This window comes from Streptomyces lasiicapitis (assembly GCF_014646335.1).
GTDB classification, from domain to species: Bacteria; Actinomycetota; Actinomycetes; order Streptomycetales; family Streptomycetaceae; genus Streptomyces; species Streptomyces lasiicapitis.
The window spans coordinates 121863-139143 of record NZ_BMNG01000002.1; the positions used below are offsets into that span (position 1 = coordinate 121863).

Genomic DNA, 17281 nt, shown 5'->3' on the forward strand with positions numbered 1-17281 from the left:
GGCAGAGTCGTACGGGGACGGCCACAGCACGGCCAGGAGAGGCGGCGATGACGGTGACGGAGCGCGTGAAGGGGCACGGGGACGGGCACGGGGGCCGGCACGGGGACGGGCACGGTCAGGGGCACGGCGGTGGTCATGGGCGCGGCGGTGGTCATGGGCACAGCCACGGTGGCGGGCACGGTCACGCCGACATCGACTGGGCCGTGATGGCCCCCGTCCTGGAGCAGAACGCGGAGGTCACGGCGCCCGTGTACCGCGAGGTGGCGGCTTGGCTGCGTGAGCTGCGCGGGGCGCGTCCGGGTGACGGCGGCGACAGGGCGGCCGGGGTTGCCGACCCGTCCCTGATCGTCGACGCGGGCAGCGGCCCCGGCGTCGTCACCTGCCTGTTCGCCGAGGAGTTCCCGAAGGCCCGGGTGATCGCGGCGGACCCCGAGGAGGCGCTCCTGGAGCGTACGACGGCCCGTGCGGCCCGCCTCGGCCTGGCGGACCGCGTGGGCACGCACCGCGCGGAACTCCCCGACGGCCTGGGTGAGTTGCCGCCCGCCGACCTGATCTGGGCGGCCCGTTCCGTGCACCACGTGGGCGACCAGGGGGCGGCTCTCGCGGCGCTGGCGGACCGCCTCGCGCCGGGCGGAACGCTGGCGATCCTCGAAGGCGGCCTGGCCCCGCGCAGCCTGCCGCGCGACTTCGGCATCGGCCGCCCCGGCCTCCAGGCCCGCCTGGACGCGGCCAACGAGGACTGGTTCACGCGGATGCGGACGGAACTGCCGGGCGCGAAGGAGACGACCGAGGACTGGCCCTCACTCCTGAAGTCGGCGGGCCTGCGACACGTGGCGACGCGCAGCTTCCTGCACGACCTGCCCGCGCCCCTGGACGACGCGGCGCGGGCCCACATCATCGCGACGTTCGAGCGCTACCGATCACTCGCGACGAACGCGACGCAGGGGGCCGAGGCGGCCGACGGGGACACCGCAACCGCAGCCACCTCAGCCCCAGCCACCTCAGCCCCAGCCACCTCCGCCGCAGCCCCCGCAGGCGGCCTCACCCCCGAAGACGCCGCCACCCTCGACCGCCTCCTCGACCCGCAGGACGAACTGAGCCTGCACCGACGCCCCGACCTGTTCCTGCTGACGGCCCACACGGTGCACGTGGCGGCGAAGGAGTCCTGAGCGGCCGGAGCGTCCGACCGAGAGAACTCACCCCCGCAGCTCATCGAGCCGCACCAGCGCGTCCCGAGCCGACTTCCGCTCCTCCTCGGTGAGCGCGATGCCCTCGGCCTGCTCCAGCAGCCGTCCCGCGAGGACATCGTCACCGAGCCGCTGGGCGATGTCCCCGCGCAGCACGAGCAGTCGCAGATGCTGCGCGGGGGTGGGCCGTTCGTCGGTGAGCCCGAGGGCACGGTCGATGACCTTGGCGGCGCCCGGCAGGTCCTCCTTGGAGTCGACGAAGAGGTCCGCGGTGTGCAGGGCCCGCGCGAAGGTCTCCTTCGGGGCGGGACGGTGCTGCTGGTCCTCGCTGATCGGCTGGCCCACGCGGATGCTGTTCCCGGCCGGGTCGGTCATCAGGAACTGCCGCACTCCGTACGACATGTCCTTCAGCGGCCCGATGCGCGGCAGCCCCCGGCTGGGGATCTTCCCGTACGCCGCCTTCAGTCCCGCGCGGAAGGCGGCGTACAGCGTTTCCACGTCGTCGGTGAGGATGTAGCACCCCGAGATCGACCCGGCCGGGTCGTACTGCTTCATCCCGAAGAACTGCAGCTCCACGGTGCCGCGTTCGACGACGGCGTACGCGTACGGACTCTTCTGGAGGTACGTCGTCTCGAACCCGAGGGCGGTATAGAAGTCGACGATCGGCTGGACGGTCACGCAGGGCAACAGGGGGATGGTTTTCTCAGCCATGCGGGCCAGTCTAGTCAAAATTGAATAGAAAGAGGGGGCTCACCCGCGCGCAATGGCGGACCCATTTGCCAACTCTCCCGTTCCGTAAGACCTGTTGAGGCTATTTTCTCCCGTATGAGGGAGCTGATGCGCTGGGAGTCCGAGGAAGGTCCCGTCGTCGTCGAGGTGGACAGCAGGGACGTCGGGTACAAGTCCGTTTCGCGGCGTGACGAGGAGGGGGTCCGCGAGGTGGAGGGGCGGTTCGAGTCGGCGCTCGGGAACGTGCGCGGGGCCGCGATGTCGGCGCTGCGGACGTTCCGGGACCACGCGCTCGACCCGGACGGGATCGAGCTGGAATTCGGGGTGAAGCTGAGCGCCGCCGCCGGAGCCGTCATCGCGAAGACGTCGGCCGAGGGGCATCTGACCGTCAAGCTCACCTGGTCGAAGGAGTCGAAGGAGTCGAAGGAGTCGAAGGAGTCGAAGGAGCCGAAGCAGTCCAACGAAGCTGTGCGCGGGCGCGCGGACGGCGACGTTCAGGGCGGATGATGGCGGGCATGCACTGGCGTGCCCGCATCGGACCGGTCGGCGGGGGCGCCCCGCTCGGTGCGGGCGTCCTCGTCGACAGCGAGCGGGTGATCACCTGCGCCCACGTCGTCGACGGCCGCGCGGAGGTCTCCGTCGTGCTGCCCGGCGTCGCCGCCGGGGCGCGCGCCCGCGTCGCGTGGGCGGGCGAATGGCGCGAGGTCGGCGACCACGGCGACCTCGCGGTGCTCGTGCTCGACCACCCCCTGCCCGTACCGCCCTGCGTCTTCGCGCCGCTCGGCTCGCTCCGCCCACGCCATGGCCGTACCGCGTACGCCCTGCGCGCCCTCGGCTTCCCGGAGGGCCATGACCAGGACGGCACCCACGTCACGGTCAGCACCAGCCAGGATCGCCAACTCGGTGGGGAGTGGCTGGAGTTGGATGTCGAGAAGGGGCATCTGCGGCGCCTCGGTGAGGGGTTCAGTGGCGCGGGCGTGTACGACCCGGAGAGCGAGCAGGTCGTCGGCATCGTCACCGACGCCGACCTGGAGGGGGAGCACGGCGGCACGCAGGGGCGGATGCTGCCCCTCGACGCCATCCGCCGGCACTGGGAGGGCCTCGACGACCTGTTGACCCTCGACTGGGGGCTGGCCGCCCGGCCGCGCCGGGAACTGCGAGCCGCACTCGAAGGGTCCGAAGGGTCCGAACTGCCCGGTGCCACCGTCTCGTTGGCGGTGCGCCGCGCCTTTCCGAGCCCTCGGCTGCGGCATCCGCCCTTCCGGTCCGTCTGGCACGCGGTCCGGTACGTCGCCGAGGACCTGATCGGCGACGACCGCCTCGTGCTGCTGCTGCGCGAGCTGCGGGACCGCTCGCCCGCCGACCTCGCGGCCCGGATCGCCGACTGGATGGGGAAGTGGCTGCCCGAGGAGCTGGAGGGCCCCGAGCACCCGGCTGCCCCGCCCGTGTCCGTCGGGTCGATCATGTTCCGGGCGGAGCCGATGACCCGCGGCGGGAGCCTCGACCTGACGGTGTGCGCCGTCGTCGACGGCGTGCCGGTCGCGCGTGCCGGACCCGTGCGGATCCGGCGCCAGCAACTGCGTACGAAGGTGGAGGCGCTGCTCGCCGCGCAGGTCGGCGCGGTCCACGACTTCGACTGGATGGTCGAGTTCATCGTGCCGCAGGGGCTGATGGGCGAGCCCTTCGAGGAGTGGCAGTTGCGGGAGCCGGGCGCCGCCCGGCCCCGACCGCTGCGCACGGTGCCCGTCGTGGTCCGCCACGTCGACCGGCTCAAGCCGCTCACGGAGTCCCGCCTCACGCGCCGCCGCTGGGAGACCGTCCGGGCCCGCGGCCGCACCCGGCCCGCGCCCGTGGAGTGCTCCGAGTCCTACGACTACCAGGCGTTCTACGACTGGCTGGAGGACGAGGACGACCTGTGCGCCCTCGCGTACGCGGCGAACCCCGTCGACGACTGGCTGGCCGCCGCCCTCGACACCGGCGTACCCATCATGCTGTGGCGGCGGCGCGACTGCGGCGACGCGGGGCACGCGCACTGCGCCCCCGGTGCGTTCCTGGACCGGCTCATCGAGGCGGTGGCCGCGCTCGACCCCGACGAACTCCCGTACGAGGTAATGAAGTTGCGCAAGGAGGCCCGCTCCCCGCGCCGGGGGCACGCCGACCACTGCGGGCACCGGCTCACGCTGTTCTGGGACGACCCGGAGCGCAAGCCCGATCCGCCACTGGCCATGGGGAGCAAGGGAAATGACTGACGTGACCGAGGCAGCAGGAACGACCGGAGTGGTGATCGTGTGACGGCCGAGAATCCGTTGTCCGCCACGTGGCAGGTCTACACCGGCAGCCGCACCCCGCACGACCGCGTCGACCGGCTCCCCGACCCGCCGCCCTGGCGCCGGTTCCGCGGCGGCCCGCCCCTGCCCACGCCGCCCGGCGGCACCGGCAACCACCACGCGGCCGTCAGCTACCGCCCCGGCGCGGACGCGGTCCGCCAGGTCAACGCCGCCCTCTATCTGCGCCGACCGCTCCTGGTCACCGGCGCCCCCGGCACCGGCAAGTCCTCCCTCGCGTACGCCGTCGCCCATGAACTGGCCCTCGGCAAGGTCCTGCACTGGCCCATCACCAGCCGCGTGACGCTGCGCGACGGCCTGTACGCCTACGATCCGCTGACGCGTCTGTACGCGGCCGAGCGGGCCCGCGGCGACGGCGCGGCCGCGGGAGCGACGGGAGCGGCCGCCGACGACATCGGCGACTATCTGCGCCTCGGCCCCCTCGGCACCGCCCTGCTGCCCTACGCGCGCCCTCGCGTCCTGCTCATCGACGAGATCGACAAGAGCGACATCGACCTGCCGAACGACCTCCTCACCATCTTCGAGAAGGGTTCGTACGAACTCGTCGAGCTGGCCCGCCGCGCCGAGCCCACCGCCCGCGTGATGACGGCCGACAGCACCACCGACCGCGTGGAGATCCGCGACGGCACCGTCACCTGCCGCGCCTTCCCTCTCGTCGTCATGACCAGCAACGGCGAACGCGAGTTCCCGCCCGCCTTCCTGCGCCGCTGCGTCACCGTGGACCTGAAGCAGCCCAGGACGATCGACGAGCTGACCGCGATCGTGCGGGAACACCTCAGCGAGGTCGTCGGCGACGAGACCGGTCAACTGCCCCAGGGCGCACGCGATGTGATCCAGCGCTTCTACGACCGGCGCGGCGGCGGCCTGCTCGCCAACGACCAGCTCCTGAACGCCATTTACATGTGCCACCACGCGTCGTTCAGCGAACCACCCGAGAGCGTCGCCGAGTTGGCGGACCAGGTCATGCCGTATCTGAGCAGCGAGGCGACCGGCCCCGATGACGCTTGACCGGCTGCGCGCCACCCTGGAGGCGCTCGGCCCGCCGGTCACGCCGCTGGAGCTCGCGGAGATGCTGTGGCTCGCGGAACGGCTGTCCACGGAGGCGGACGGGCCGTGGCCGCGCGTGGGCGCGGCGTCGACGCCGGACGCGCTCCGACCGGACGGGGCGGGTGACTTTGCGCATCACCCGGTACGTGCGCCGTGCGCCCCAGAGGCCGGGGACGAGAGGGACCCCGGGCCGACCGACGCCCCGGCTCCTGACGAGCCCGCCGCCAGCCCCCTCCACCTGCCGCGCGGCGCCACCCGCCCCGGCACGGACGCCGACGACGTCCTCGTGCCCGCCCCGCAGGCCCTGCGCCACGAACTCGCCATCCAGCGCGCCCTGCGCCCCCTCAAACGCCGCGTACCGGACACCCGGCGGCGCGTCCTCGACGAGGACGCCACCGCCGCGCGCGCCGCGTCCGTCGGTGCGGGGCGCCGCCCCTGGGTCCCGGTCCTGGTGCCCGCCACCGAGCGCCCGCTGCGCCTCGCCCTCGTCGTCGACACCGGCCCCGCGATGAACGTATGGCGGCCCCTGGCAGGGGAGTTGAGGGCGGCACTGCAGCGCACGGGCGCGTTCCGCGACGTACGTCTGTGGTACGTCACCGACCTCGGCAGCCGCGTGGGCCTGCGCTCCTCGCCCGGCCGCCCGGCAGTCGAACCCGGCGCGGCCCTCGACCCCACAGGGCGCCAGGTGACCCTCGTCCTCAGCGACTGCTCCGGGCCGCACTGGTGGGCCGGGCGCGCCGGGGCCGCCCTGCACGCGTGGGCGCGGCGCGGCCCCACCGCGCTGCTCCAGCCGCTGCCCGAACGCCTCTGGCGGCGCACCGCCGCGCCCGCCACGCCCGGCAGGGCCATCGCGTCCCGGCCGGGCGCCCCGAACGCGGCGCTCCGCTTCACCCCGCACGACGGCCGCGCCCGCCGCCCCGCCGGCGCCCTGCCCGTGCCCGTCCTGGAACTCGCCCCCGAGTGGCTCGCCGACTGGGCCGCGCTGGTGACGGCGACCGGCGACCGCCCCCGCGACACGGCCGTCACCTACGTCGACGCCACCCCGACAAGCCGCACCGAACCCCGTACCGCCGAGGGCGACTTGCCGATCGCCGAACGCGTCCTGCGCTTCCAGCTCGCCGCCTCGCCCACGGCCGCCGACCTCGCCGCGCACGTCGCCCTCTCGGTGCCCGCGCTCCCCGTCATGCGGCTCATCCAGCAGCGCGTCACCCCCGGCTCCCGGCCGAGCGACCTCGCGGAGGTCCTGCTCAGCGGCCTCCTGGAGCCGGTCGACGGCGAACGGGGCCTGTACGACTTCGTCCCCGGCGCCCGCACCGCCCTCCTCGAAACCCTGCCCCGCCCCGAGTCCCAGGCCGTCACCGACCTCCTCACCCGCCTCGGCGCGGAGATAGAGGCCCGCGCGGGCTCGACGGCCCGCTCCTTCCGCGCGGTCGTGCCGGTGGCGGAGGGGACGGGGACCAGGGCGCTCGGGGCGGCGGGGGAGCCGTTCGCGCTGGTGAGCGAGGAGGCGTTGGAGGTGTTGCGGGGGCGGGCGATTCGGGTGGTGGAGCGGCCGGTGGTGGGGCTGGGGCGTTGGAGCGAAGTTGTCGCCCCCGACTGGGAGGAGCTGACCCACGCGGTCTGGCTGGCAACGAGCCACGACCGCGCGGTGTCGGCCCGGCGGGGACTGACGAACGTACCCCCTGGGACGGTGACGTTCGTGGGGAGAGCCGCCGAGCTCCGGCACTTGGACGAGGAACTGCTGGCTCCCGATCCCCGATCCGACGGGCCCCGAGCAGTGGTCGTTTGCGGCATGGGAGGCGTGGGGAAGACGGCTCTGGCCGTGCGGTGGGCGGCAGCCGCAGCCAGCGGCGAGTCGATGTCCCCGGTGTGGTGGCTGACGGCGGACTCGCGGGCTGTTCTGGCCGAGGGGCTCGCGGACCTTGCTAAGACCCTGAACCCGGTCACGCCGCCGGTCACAAGGGAGCAACTGGGCGAGTGGGCCGTCGCCTGGCTGGTCGCGCACGACGACTGGGTGCTCGTTCTCGACGGCGCGGAAAATCCGGCCGACATCGGTGCGTTCGTGTCCCGCCTGGGCAGGAGGGGCCGCATCCTGATCACCAGTCGGAGGCGCCTGGGCTGGGAAGGCGTCGGTCCGGTCTTGAACCTGGACGTCATGGAGCCCGACGAAGCCGTCGAGTTGCTCCGTGTCCGTGCGGGCACGGAGATGCTGACGGCGGACGCTTACAACCTCGCTGAAGCGCTCGGGTATCTGCCGCTCGCCGTGGAACAGGCCGCCGCGTACATGGGACTGGAGGGGATCTCTCCTGCCCAGTACTTGACGGCCATGGAGATCGATTCAAGCGGGGGCCAGGCCCGTGTAGGGAACGCGATCCGCGCGGCTCTGCGTGTCTTGGGCGACTCGTTGGCACACCGCGTCCTGAACGTCCTCGCCTGGCTCGCCCCGGAGCCTGTCCCGCGGAGCTGGCTGTCACGCATGGCGGAGGAGCCCGAACTGGTCAAAGCGATAAGGAACTTGACACGCCACAGCCTTCTCCTCAGCCAGGACGACGACACGCTGCGGATCCACCCCGTGGTGCAAGGAGTCCTCCACGAACCGGACGAGGACGACCCGTGGCACAGCGTGGCGGCGCTGGAAGCGGCCCGCTTCGAAGCCGCAGTCTGCCTCGCGGGCGCGCTGCCCAAGGACACGAACCCGGCCGCCTGGCCCCGCTGGCACCAACTGCTGCCGCACGTCGATGAGTTGGCCCAGCGCGTCGCGCCGGGTGACGACACCGAGTATTTTGCGGCCGTGCTCGCGGCAACGGCGGACTTCGTCATCGCGCAGGGCGAGCCGGAACGCGGCATCAGCATGTTGTGGCGTGCTGTGGAGGGCCGACAGCGCACCCCCGGGCCGGGCTACCCGGCGACGCTGAGGGTGACCCTGCGGCTCGCGCGCGCACTGCGAACCGCGGGCCGCCCCCGGGAAGCGGTGGACCTGTGTGAGAGCGCGCGCAGCTCGGCCGCGATGGAAGACCCCGACATGCTGCTCCTGTGGACGGAACTCGCTGATACATACCGTGAGGTGGGGGCGGGGGACCGCGCCTGGCAGCTCTTCCTGAAGCTGCGTCTGTTCGCGACCGAGGCCTTGGTGCAGGAGTACCCCGAGTGGCGCACGTCCTGCGCGGCCATCGCGGGCCTGGCCCTGGCCGTGGGAGAGCCGCACACGGCGGTGGACCTGTACGAGGCGACGCTGGCCGGCTGCCGCAGGGAGCTGGGGGACGGCCACCTGGACAGCATCGATGTACGCAGCCAACTGGCCGCAGCGCTCTACGCGGCGGGCAGCACGGAGCGGGCGAAACAGGAGGGCGCAGCGGTGCTGAACCACCTCAGCAGCCTCTTCGGCACGAGTCATATCCGCCTGATCGACGCCATCAGCGAAATCGCCCGCGTGCACGAGGGCTGGGAGGACGGACTGCCGCAAGCGATCCAGGGATACGACGAGGCGCTGCGGCGCAGCCGTGCGGTGCGCGGCGAGTCGCACCCGGAGACCCTGAACCTGTGGAGCCGCCTCCTCGCCGTGCTCCTCCGGGCCGGGGACACGGAGCGTACCGTCGAGCGCGGCAACGACTGGCTCTCCGCCACGACCGACGCGCTGGGCCCCGACCACCCCGCGACCCTGCGCGCCTCAGCGACCCTGGCCGACGCCCAATGGTCCAACGGAGCCTGGACCGACGCGATTTCGCGCTACAAGCAGGTCCTGAACGCCCGGCGCGTGGTACTCGGCGAGGACGACCCGGAGACCTGGGAGTCGTACGACCGCCTGGCCTTCGCCCTGCAGGAGGTCGGCGACGCGGAGGGGGCGGTGCCGCTCTGCGGGACGGTCGCCGCAGCCCGGTCCCGGGTGCTGGGGGAGGCGCACCCCGTGACCCTGGCGGCTCAGGAGCGCACGGCCTTTGCTCATCTGGGCGCGGCGGGGGCCGACAAGGCCGTCCAGTTGCTCACCGGTGTCCTCGGCGTGCGGCTGCGGACGCACAGCGACGACTTTCCGGACGAGCTCATCAGGACGTACAACCTCCTCGGCTACGCGTACTTGGAAGCCGGGGACCACGCGCGCGCCATCGCGACGTACGAAAGCGCCCTGCCGCAGATTGCCGAGCACCTCGGCTACGGGGACCCCCGGACCGTGGCGATGATCAGGAATCTCGTCGAGGCGTCCACCGCGGGGGGCGAAGTCGCGACGGCGGTGGATCTCCTGGAGACGGCGGTGGAGACGCTCGTCCCGATCCTCGGCGCCGAACACCGCGATGTCGTCGCCTTCAAGGACGAACTGACCCGCCTGCGCCACCGCAGCGGCGGCACAGACGGGCCCTGAGACATGCAGCAATGGCAGCCGCTTACGGGGCCTCGAACGCCGCCGGGTCCGGACCGAGTCGCCGGTCCTCGTTCAGCGCGCTGATCGCCGCCATGTCCTCCGGGTCGAGCTCGAAGTCGAAGACCTCGATGTTCTCCTTGATGCGGGAGGGGGTCACCGACTTGGGGATGACCACGGTCCCCAGCTGGAGGTGCCAGCGCAGCACGATCTGCGCGGGCGTGCGCCCGTGCTTCTGCGCGATGGCGACGATCGCCGGGACCTCCAGGAGGCCCTTGCCCTGGCCGAGCGGCGACCAGGCCTCCGTGGCGATGCCCTGCTCGCCGTGGTACGCACGGGAGGCGCGCTGCTGGAGGTGCGGGTGCAGCTCGATCTGGTTGACCGCCGGGATCACCGACGTGGCGTCGATGAGGCGGTCCAGATGCTCCGGAAGGAAGTTGGAGACGCCGATCGACTTGGCGCGGCCGTCGGCGAGGATCTTCTCGAAGGCCTTGTACGTGTCGATGTAGGTGTCCTTGGCCGGCATCGGCCAGTGGATGAGATACAGGTCGACATGGTCCAGGCCCAGCTTGGCCAGCGATTCGTCGAACGCGCGCAGCGTCGCGTCGTACCCCTGGTGCCTGTTCCGGAGCTTCGTCGTGACGAAGAGCTTGTCGCGGGCGATGCCGGACTTGGCGATGGCCCGGCCGGTGCCCTCTTCGTTCTCGTAGAGGCTGGCCGTGTCGACGCTGCGGTACCCGGACTCCAGCGCCGTCGTCACGGCCTGCTCCGCCTCGTCGTCCGGGACCTGCCAGACACCGAAGCCGAGCTGCGGCATCTCGATGCCGTTGTTCAGGATGATCGGGGGGACCTTGCTCACGAGCTCTCGATCCTTATACGTCGTCGGGTGGTACTTCCATGGTCAACGATCAGGGGCCGTACCGCATTCCTGGCGTGGCGGTCCCGCTGCACGGCCCACTGAGAATGGCTAGATATAGCTCCGACCTTATCGGTCCGAACCATTGACCGCGTCTCGTCATGCCGCAACTCTGTTGCACGTCACTGAACGCAGGCCATCCATGTGAACACCATACGCACATGGGTGGTGATGTGCCCCAGTGGCTCCTGAACTCCCACTTTTCAGGAAGGATAGGAACACGCGCATGAACGTTCATGAGAAGGAAACGTCGGAGGTCACGGCCGTGGCCATGACGTCTGTGGCGTCTGTGGCGTCCGGAGGCACCACGGCCTGGCAGACCCCCGAGTACACGGTCGTGGAGACCTCGCTGGAGGTCACCGCCTACCGCCTCGCCGACCGGTAAACCCGCCCGATGCTGCTCCAGGTGCTCGGCACCGCGGCGGGCGGCGGACTCCCCCAGTGGAACTGCGCGTGCCCCGGCTGTGCCGGGGCGCGCGCCCACCCGGAACGCCGCCGCCGGCACGCCTCCCTCGCCCTGCGCGCGGGACCGGGCCGCTGGTACGTCGTCAACGCCACCCCCGACATCGGCGAGCAGATCGAGGCCTGCCCCGAACTGCTGCCCGCCCCCGGCGCGGACACCCGCCTCTCCCCGCTCGCCGGCGTCGTCCTCACCGACGCCGAACTCGACCACACCCTCGGCATCGCCCGCCTCCGCGAGGCCCGCGACGGCGTGGACGTCCTCGCCACCGCGCCGGTCACCACCGCCGTACGCGACCGCCTCGGCCTCGGCGCCGTCCTCGGCCCCTACACGAAAGTGCGCTGGCGCGAGCTCACGGGCACCGCCCGCCAACTGAACGACGAGTCAGCAATCCGGGTCGCCGCCGTGCCCGTTTCGGCCAAACGACCGCGCTACGCCGCCGACTTGGGCCCCGACGACGCCACCTGGTCCGTCGCCCTGAGCCTGCACGACACCGGCACCGGCCGCACCGTCCTCTACGCCCCGGCCCTCGCCGCCTGGACCGACGCCTTCGAGGAGGCCGCGCGCGCGGCCGACGTCGTGTTCGTCGACGGCACCTTCTGGGACGACGAGGAGCCCCGGCGGGCCGGGTTCAGCACCAAGTCCGCGACCGGCATGGGGCACCTGCCCATCGCCGGCCCCGGCGGCACCGCCCACCGGCTCTCCCGGCTGCCCGGACGCTGCCTGTACACCCACTTGAACAACACCAACCCGCTCGGCGACCGGAGCGCCGAACAGCACAAGCAACTCGCCGACTGGGGGCTCGAAGTCGCGCAGGACCGGATGGTGATCGAGCTGTGACCGCGACCGTCAAGACTGACACGGACTCCGGGGCGCCCTGGAGTCCCGACGAGCTCACCGAGCGGCTGCGCGCCGTCTCCGCCGAGCGCTACCACGACCGCCACCCCTTCAACGTACGCATGCACGAAGGCACCCTGACCCGCGCCGAGCTGCGCCGCTGGATCGCCAACCGGTTCCACTACCAGCGGCACATCCCCGTCAAGGACGCCCTGATCCTGGCCAAGTTCGACGATCCCGCGCTGCGCCGGGGCTGGTCGCGGCGGATCAGGGACCACGACGGCGAGCGCGCGGGCGAGGGCGGCATCGAGCGGTGGCTGCGGCTCGGCGAGGCCGCGGGCATCGCCCGCGAGGAGCTTCTGGACACCGCCCGGGTGCTGCCGGGGGTGCGGCTCGCCGTCGACGGATACGTCAACTTCTGCCGCCTGCGGCCCGCGCTCGACGCCGTCGCCGCCTCGCTCACCGAACTATCCGCGCCCGACCTGATGCGCACCCGCATCGCCGCGTTCGAGAAGCACTACCCGTGGATCGAGACCGAGGGCCTCACCTACTTCCGGGGCCGGGTCGGGCAGGGCGGCCGGGACGGGCAGGAGGCGCTGGGCCTGGTGCGCGCCTGGGCCCGCACGCGTGAGCAGCAGGAACGGGCCGTGGCGGCGCTGGCGTTCAAGTGCGACGTGCTGTGGTCGCTGCTCGACGCCGTCGACGGTGCCGGTGCCGGTGCCAATGGGGTGTCGCGCGGGGCATCCGGTGCGGCGGGGGAGGGGGTCGGCCATGCGTGACATCGCCACCAGCGACCGTCGTGACACCGCCACCGACGACCGCGTCGACCTCGACTGGCGGCCCGCGCTCGCCCGCTCGGTGATGTTCCGTCACGACCGGGTACGCGGCGCCGACCTGCTGCTCCTGCCGGAGCGCGTGGTGGTGCTTCGCGGTGCGGCCGGGAGCATCGTGAAGCTGTGCGACGGCGAGCGCGACGTGGCCGCCATCGTCGCGGAACTCGCCCGCCGCCATCCGGACGCGCCGGTCGACGCCGAAGTCCCGGCGTTTCTGCGGCAGTTGCGTGCAGAGGGGTGGCTGCGGTGAGCGAAGCATTCGGCGTCCATGGCGCGCAGGGCGGGCCCGATGCAGCCGCCCGCCCCACCTCGCCGCCCCCACCCCCGGAGCCCCCCTGGGCCCTCCTCGCCGAGCTCACCCACGGCTGCCCGCTGCGCTGCGCCTATTGCTCCAACCCTGTCAAACTGATCGGTCGGTCAGTGGAGCTGACCGGGGACGAGTGGTGCGAGGTGCTGCGGCAGGCCGCTGAACTGGGCGTCGTGCAGACGCATCTGTCGGGCGGCGAGCCGCTGTTGCGGCGCGATCTGCCGCGGATCGTCGCGACCGCGGACGAGGCGGGCATCCACACCCAGCTCGTCACGAGCGGCGTCGGCCTGCACGAGGCGCGGCTCGCCGAGCTCGTCGACGCGGGCCTGCGGAGCGTCCAGCTCTCCGTGCAGCACGCCGACCCCGCGCGGGCCGACCTCATCGCCGGGGCGCGGGCGACCGGCGCGAAGGAGCGCGCGGCCCGCCTGGTCCGCGAGGCCGGCCTTCCGCTCGGCCTCAACGCCGTCCTGCACCGCGCCAACCTCGACGCCCTGGACGCGCTCGTGGAGCTGGGCCTTGCCTGGGGCGCCGACCGGATCGAGCTGGCCAACACCCAGTTCTACGGCTGGGCGATGGAGAACCGCGCCGCGCTCCTCCCCGACCCCGACCAGGTGGCCCGTGCCCGGCTGACGCTGGAGCGCTGGCGGGTCCGCCTCGCCGGGCGCATGGAGCTGGTCTGGGTCGCGCCCGACTACGTCGACGCCACCGCGAAGCCGTGCATGGGCGGCTGGGGCGCGGTGTCCCTGACCGTCGCGCCCGACGGTTCGGTGCTGCCGTGCCCGGCCGCGGCGGAGCTGCTCGGCGACGACGCCCCGAACGTGCGGGACCACCGGCTCGACTGGATCTGGCGGGAGTCGCCCGCCTTCACCCGCTACCGCGGCGAGGACTGGATGCGGGAGCCCTGCCGCTCCTGCGAGCTGCGCGCCGTCGACTTCGGCGGCTGCCGCTGCCAGGCCTACGCCCTCACCGGGGACGCCGCCCGCACCGACCCCGCCTGCCACCGCTCGCCCGACCACGATCTGGTCCGCGCCCTGGTCGACGCCGCGCGCGGGCCCGCCCCGGAGGACCACCCCGGCTTCGCCTACCGCGAGGGAGGAACCTGATGCGCCGCCGCCGTTCATCCGCCATACCTCGGCCCACGCCCCGCACGTCGACCCCCACCACGAGTACGCGCACGACCACGCCGCGAAGAGCCACCCGCGCCGCACTGGCCGCGCTCCTCGCCGGAGCCGCCGTCTTCACCGCGCAGGCGGCCCCCGCGGCCGGGAGCGCACCGGCCGACCGTTCCCCCGACCCGGGCCAGGACCGCGCGGCGGCCACCGACTGGTCCGTCGCGATGGTCGACTCCACGACCACCCGCTTCACCCCGGCCACCATCGGCGGCTGGTCCTACCCCGTCGGCCTCTACCTCTACGGCCAGTACCTCACGTACCAACGCACCCACGACGAGCGCTACTTGACGTACATCAAGAGCTACGTCGACCGCTTCGTGGACGCCGAGGGGAACATCGGGCAGAAGTTCAACAGCCTCGACAGCATGCAGGCCGGGCGGCTCCTGGTGGTCCTGCACCACGAGACCGGCGAGGACCGCTACCGCGTCGCCGCCCAGAAGATCCGCGAGCGCCTGAAGACCTATCCGCGCACCCAGGACAGCGGCTTCTGGCACGCCGACACCGCGAGCCGCGCGCACCAACTGTGGTCCGACGGCGTCTACATGGTCAATCCGTTCCTCGTCGAGTACGGCAAGGAGTTCGGCGACGAGGCGTACACCGACCGTGAGGCCGTCGAGCAGCTCAATGTGTACGCCCGCCGCCTCCAGGCGGACAACGGCCTGTTCCAGCACGCGTACGACGAGTCGCGCACCGCGGTCTGGGCCGACAAGGACACCGGGCGCGCCCCCGAGCAGTGGTGCCGGGCCATCGGCTGGTACTCCATGGCCGCCGTCAACGTCCTGGACGCCACACCCCGCAGCGACCCCGGGCGACGTGAACTTCTCGGCCACGTACGGAAGTTGGCGGCAGGGATCGCGCGGGCCCAGGACCCGGAGACCGGTCGCTGGTTCCAGGTCGTGAACAAGGGGGCGGAGAGCGGCAACTGGACCGAGACGTCCTGCTCCAGCATGTTCACCTTCGCCCTGTCGCGCGCCGCCGAGAAGGGCTATGTGGCGCCGTCGTACCAGGCCGTCGCGCGGCGCGGCTACCGGGGCGTCCTGGAGAAGATCTCGCTCGGCTCCGACGGCCTGACCAACCTCACGGACATCTCCATCGGCACCAACGTCGGCGACTACGCCTTCTACATCGCGCGCCCCCGGCAGACCAATGACTTCCACGGCCTCGGCGCATTTTTGATCATGAACGAACAGCTCAGGAAGAAGAGGTGAGCGAGCGATGACTCCCTCACGAAGGACCGTACTGGGAGCGGCACTTGGCGCAGGGGCGGGTGTCGCGGCGACCGCTGCGGGCCTGCCCGCGGCCGCCGCGGTGGGGCTGCCCGCCGGGAGCGCAGCGCGCGCCGCCGACTGGCAGTTGCGCTGGTCCCCGTCCGCCCGCGACGTCGGTCTGCGCGCCTTCGAGACGCTGGAGGACGACCGCGCCGACTCGCACCCGGCGGCGAAGCCGCACATCTTCGCCGAGGGCGACAACTTCCGCTTCAACATGCACACGGTCGACCGCGACACCAGCGACGACCGGCAGCGCCACGAGGTCACCGGCTGCCGCACCGGCGACTCGTACCTGAAGTGGCAGAAGGGCCAGACCTGGCGGGTCACCTACCGCATGTTCATACCGGGCTCGCTGAAGGCGACCACGAGCTTCACGCACATCATGCAGATGAAGCAGCCCGGCGCGGGCAGCGCGCCCATCGTCGTGCAGTCGCTGCGCCGGGTGGGCGGCAAGCAGACCATCGAGCTGAAGATCTTCGAGCAGGACATCCTCGTCGGCCGCACCGACCTGGAGCCGCTGCACGACAAATGGACCGACGTCGACTTCCAGATCAAGATCGGCGACGGCTCGTCGGGGTCCGTGCGCTGGATCCTCAAGAGCGGCTCGACGACCGTCATCGACAAGTCGAAGTCCGGCGTGGACACCTTCCTCGCCGACCGGGTGCGCCCCAAGTGGGGCATCTACCGCTCGCTCGGCGACAGTTCGGGCTCGCTGCAGAACACGTACATGCTCCTGACGGGCATGCGCGGCTACCAACTCGTCTGACCCGGACGACTCGCGTGAACCACCTGAAAGGAATCCCCGTGCGCCGACTCATGGGCCTGGGCGGACTCGCCCTCGCCGCGGCCGCAGTCTTCGGGCTGTCCCAACTGCCCGCGACCGCGGCCGCTCCCCAAACCGAGGCCGCTCCCCGGGCCGCGGGCACGATCCACGCCGCCCCCTACGAGTACCTGGGCTGGGGCAGCCCGCAGAAGCCCACCGACGTGATGGCCGCGACCGGCGTGAAGTGGTTCACGCTCGCCTTCATCCTGTCCGACGGCGGCTGCAACCCGGCCTGGGACGGCAGCCGTCCGCTCAAGGGCGGCTCCGACGAGTCCGCCATCAAGTCCATCCGCGCGGCCGGCGGCGACATCGTCGTGTCCGTCGGCGGCTGGAGCGGCGCCAAGCTCGGCGAGAAATGCTCCAGCGCCACCGCGCTGGCCGGCGCGTACCAAAAGGTCATCGACGCCTACAAGTTGAGGGCCTTCGACGTCGACATCGAGAACACCGAGTTCAACAACCCCACCGTCCGCCAGCGGGTGGTGGACGCGCTGAAGATCGTGGAGCAGAAGAACCCGGGCATCGTCACGTACGTCACGCTCGGCACCACCCCGAACGGCCCCGACGCCACCGGCAAGGACCTCATCCAGCGCGGCGCGCGGGCCGGGCTCGCCGCCGACGCCTGGGTGATCATGCCGTTCGACTTCGACGGCCACAGCGGCACCATGGGCGATGCCTCGGTGAGCGCCCTCGAAGGCCTGAAGAACACGGTCAAGAGCGCGTACGGCTACAGCGACACCGACGCCTACAAGCACATCGGCGTCTCGTCCATGAACGGCAAGACGGACGTGGCGGGGGAGACCGTCACCACCGCCGACTTCAAGAAGATCCTCGGCTACGCCAAGCAGCACCACATCGCGCGCTTCGCCTTCTGGTCCGTCAACCGCGACCGGTCCTGCGCGGGCGGCGGGTCGCCGGGCGACTCGTGCAGCGGCATCGGCCAGCAGCCCTACGAGTTCACCAAGATTGTTGCCCAGTACGGAGGCTGATGCTTCGTCAGTCGATGAAC

15 protein-coding genes are annotated in these 17281 nt (G+C 72.0%); 13 read left to right on the forward strand and 2 right to left on the reverse strand.

Going from position 1 to position 17281, the window contains the following annotated elements; all coding sequences use genetic code 11:
• The first annotated feature begins 47 nt into the window (after positions 1-47).
• Positions 48-1169, forward strand: coding sequence for a class I SAM-dependent methyltransferase (locus IEY91_RS04065; RefSeq protein WP_189172875.1), 1122 nt, complete (start codon positions 48-50; stop codon positions 1167-1169).
• 27 nt (positions 1170-1196) lie between these two features.
• Here the strand turns inward: IEY91_RS04065 and IEY91_RS04070 are convergent, their stop codons facing one another.
• Entirely contained in the window at positions 1197-1898 is a 702-nt protein-coding gene (locus IEY91_RS04070; RefSeq protein WP_189172876.1) for a bleomycin resistance protein, read from the reverse strand.
• Positions 1899-2012: 114 nt separating this feature from the next.
• On the opposite strand from IEY91_RS04070, the gene IEY91_RS04075 reads away from it, so the two are divergent.
• The 4 genes from IEY91_RS04075 to IEY91_RS42290 are packed head-to-tail and all read left to right on the forward strand — an operon-like array spanning position 2013 to position 9662.
• Positions 2013-2423: a CU044_2847 family protein gene (locus IEY91_RS04075; RefSeq protein ID WP_189172877.1), complete on the forward strand. Its 411-nt coding sequence runs from the start codon at positions 2013-2015 to the stop codon at positions 2421-2423.
• An 8-nt stretch (positions 2424-2431) separates the two neighbouring features.
• Positions 2432-4165: a VMAP-C domain-containing protein gene (locus tag IEY91_RS04080; protein ID WP_189172878.1), complete on the forward strand. Its 1734-nt coding sequence runs from the start codon at positions 2432-2434 to the stop codon at positions 4163-4165.
• Between the two features lie 39 nt (positions 4166-4204).
• Positions 4205-5269, forward strand: coding sequence for an AAA family ATPase (locus tag IEY91_RS04085; RefSeq protein ID WP_229696696.1), 1065 nt, complete (start codon positions 4205-4207; stop codon positions 5267-5269).
• A complete protein-coding gene (locus tag IEY91_RS42290; protein ID WP_189172879.1) occupies positions 5259-9662 on the forward strand; it encodes a tetratricopeptide repeat protein in 4404 nt (1467 codons plus the stop codon). The genes IEY91_RS04085 and IEY91_RS42290 overlap by 11 nt, the downstream gene beginning before the upstream one ends.
• A gap of 22 nt (positions 9663-9684) precedes the next feature.
• On the opposite strand, the gene IEY91_RS04095 is transcribed toward IEY91_RS42290, so the two are convergent.
• Positions 9685-10476 (reverse strand): aldo/keto reductase, encoded by a 792-nt coding sequence (locus IEY91_RS04095; protein ID WP_189173127.1) that lies wholly within the window; start codon positions 10474-10476, stop codon positions 9685-9687.
• 370 nt (positions 10477-10846) lie between these two features.
• Between IEY91_RS04095 and pqqA the strand changes: the two genes are divergently transcribed.
• Genes pqqA through IEY91_RS04135 form a run of 8 tightly spaced genes read left to right on the forward strand, consistent with a single transcriptional unit; the run spans position 10847 to position 17261 of the window.
• Positions 10847-10960: a pyrroloquinoline quinone precursor peptide PqqA gene (gene pqqA / locus IEY91_RS04100; protein ID WP_229696732.1), complete on the forward strand. Its 114-nt coding sequence runs from the start codon at positions 10847-10849 to the stop codon at positions 10958-10960.
• Between the two features lie 9 nt (positions 10961-10969).
• Entirely contained in the window at positions 10970-11875 is a 906-nt protein-coding gene (gene pqqB / locus IEY91_RS04105) for a pyrroloquinoline quinone biosynthesis protein PqqB (RefSeq protein WP_189172881.1), read from the forward strand.
• Positions 11872-12651 (forward strand): pyrroloquinoline-quinone synthase PqqC, encoded by a 780-nt coding sequence (pqqC, locus tag IEY91_RS04110; protein WP_189172882.1) that lies wholly within the window; start codon positions 11872-11874, stop codon positions 12649-12651. Before pqqB ends, pqqC begins: the two co-directional genes overlap by 4 nt.
• Positions 12644-12955, forward strand: a complete 312-nt coding sequence (pqqD, locus tag IEY91_RS04115; protein WP_189172883.1) for a pyrroloquinoline quinone biosynthesis peptide chaperone PqqD — start codon at positions 12644-12646, stop codon at positions 12953-12955. Before pqqC ends, pqqD begins: the two co-directional genes overlap by 8 nt.
• Positions 12952-14115, forward strand: a complete 1164-nt coding sequence (pqqE, locus tag IEY91_RS04120; RefSeq protein WP_189172884.1) for a pyrroloquinoline quinone biosynthesis protein PqqE — start codon at positions 12952-12954, stop codon at positions 14113-14115. The genes pqqD and pqqE overlap by 4 nt, the downstream gene beginning before the upstream one ends.
• Positions 14112-15392: a glycoside hydrolase family 88/105 protein gene (locus tag IEY91_RS04125; protein ID WP_229696734.1), complete on the forward strand. Its 1281-nt coding sequence runs from the start codon at positions 14112-14114 to the stop codon at positions 15390-15392. Before pqqE ends, IEY91_RS04125 begins: the two co-directional genes overlap by 4 nt.
• 7 nt (positions 15393-15399) lie before the next feature.
• Entirely contained in the window at positions 15400-16218 is an 819-nt protein-coding gene (locus tag IEY91_RS04130) for a Tat pathway signal sequence domain protein (RefSeq protein ID WP_189172885.1), read from the forward strand.
• A 38-nt stretch (positions 16219-16256) separates the two neighbouring features.
• A complete protein-coding gene (locus tag IEY91_RS04135) occupies positions 16257-17261 on the forward strand; it encodes a chitinase (protein WP_229696697.1) in 1005 nt (334 codons plus the stop codon).
• Positions 17262-17281 lie beyond the last annotated feature (20 nt).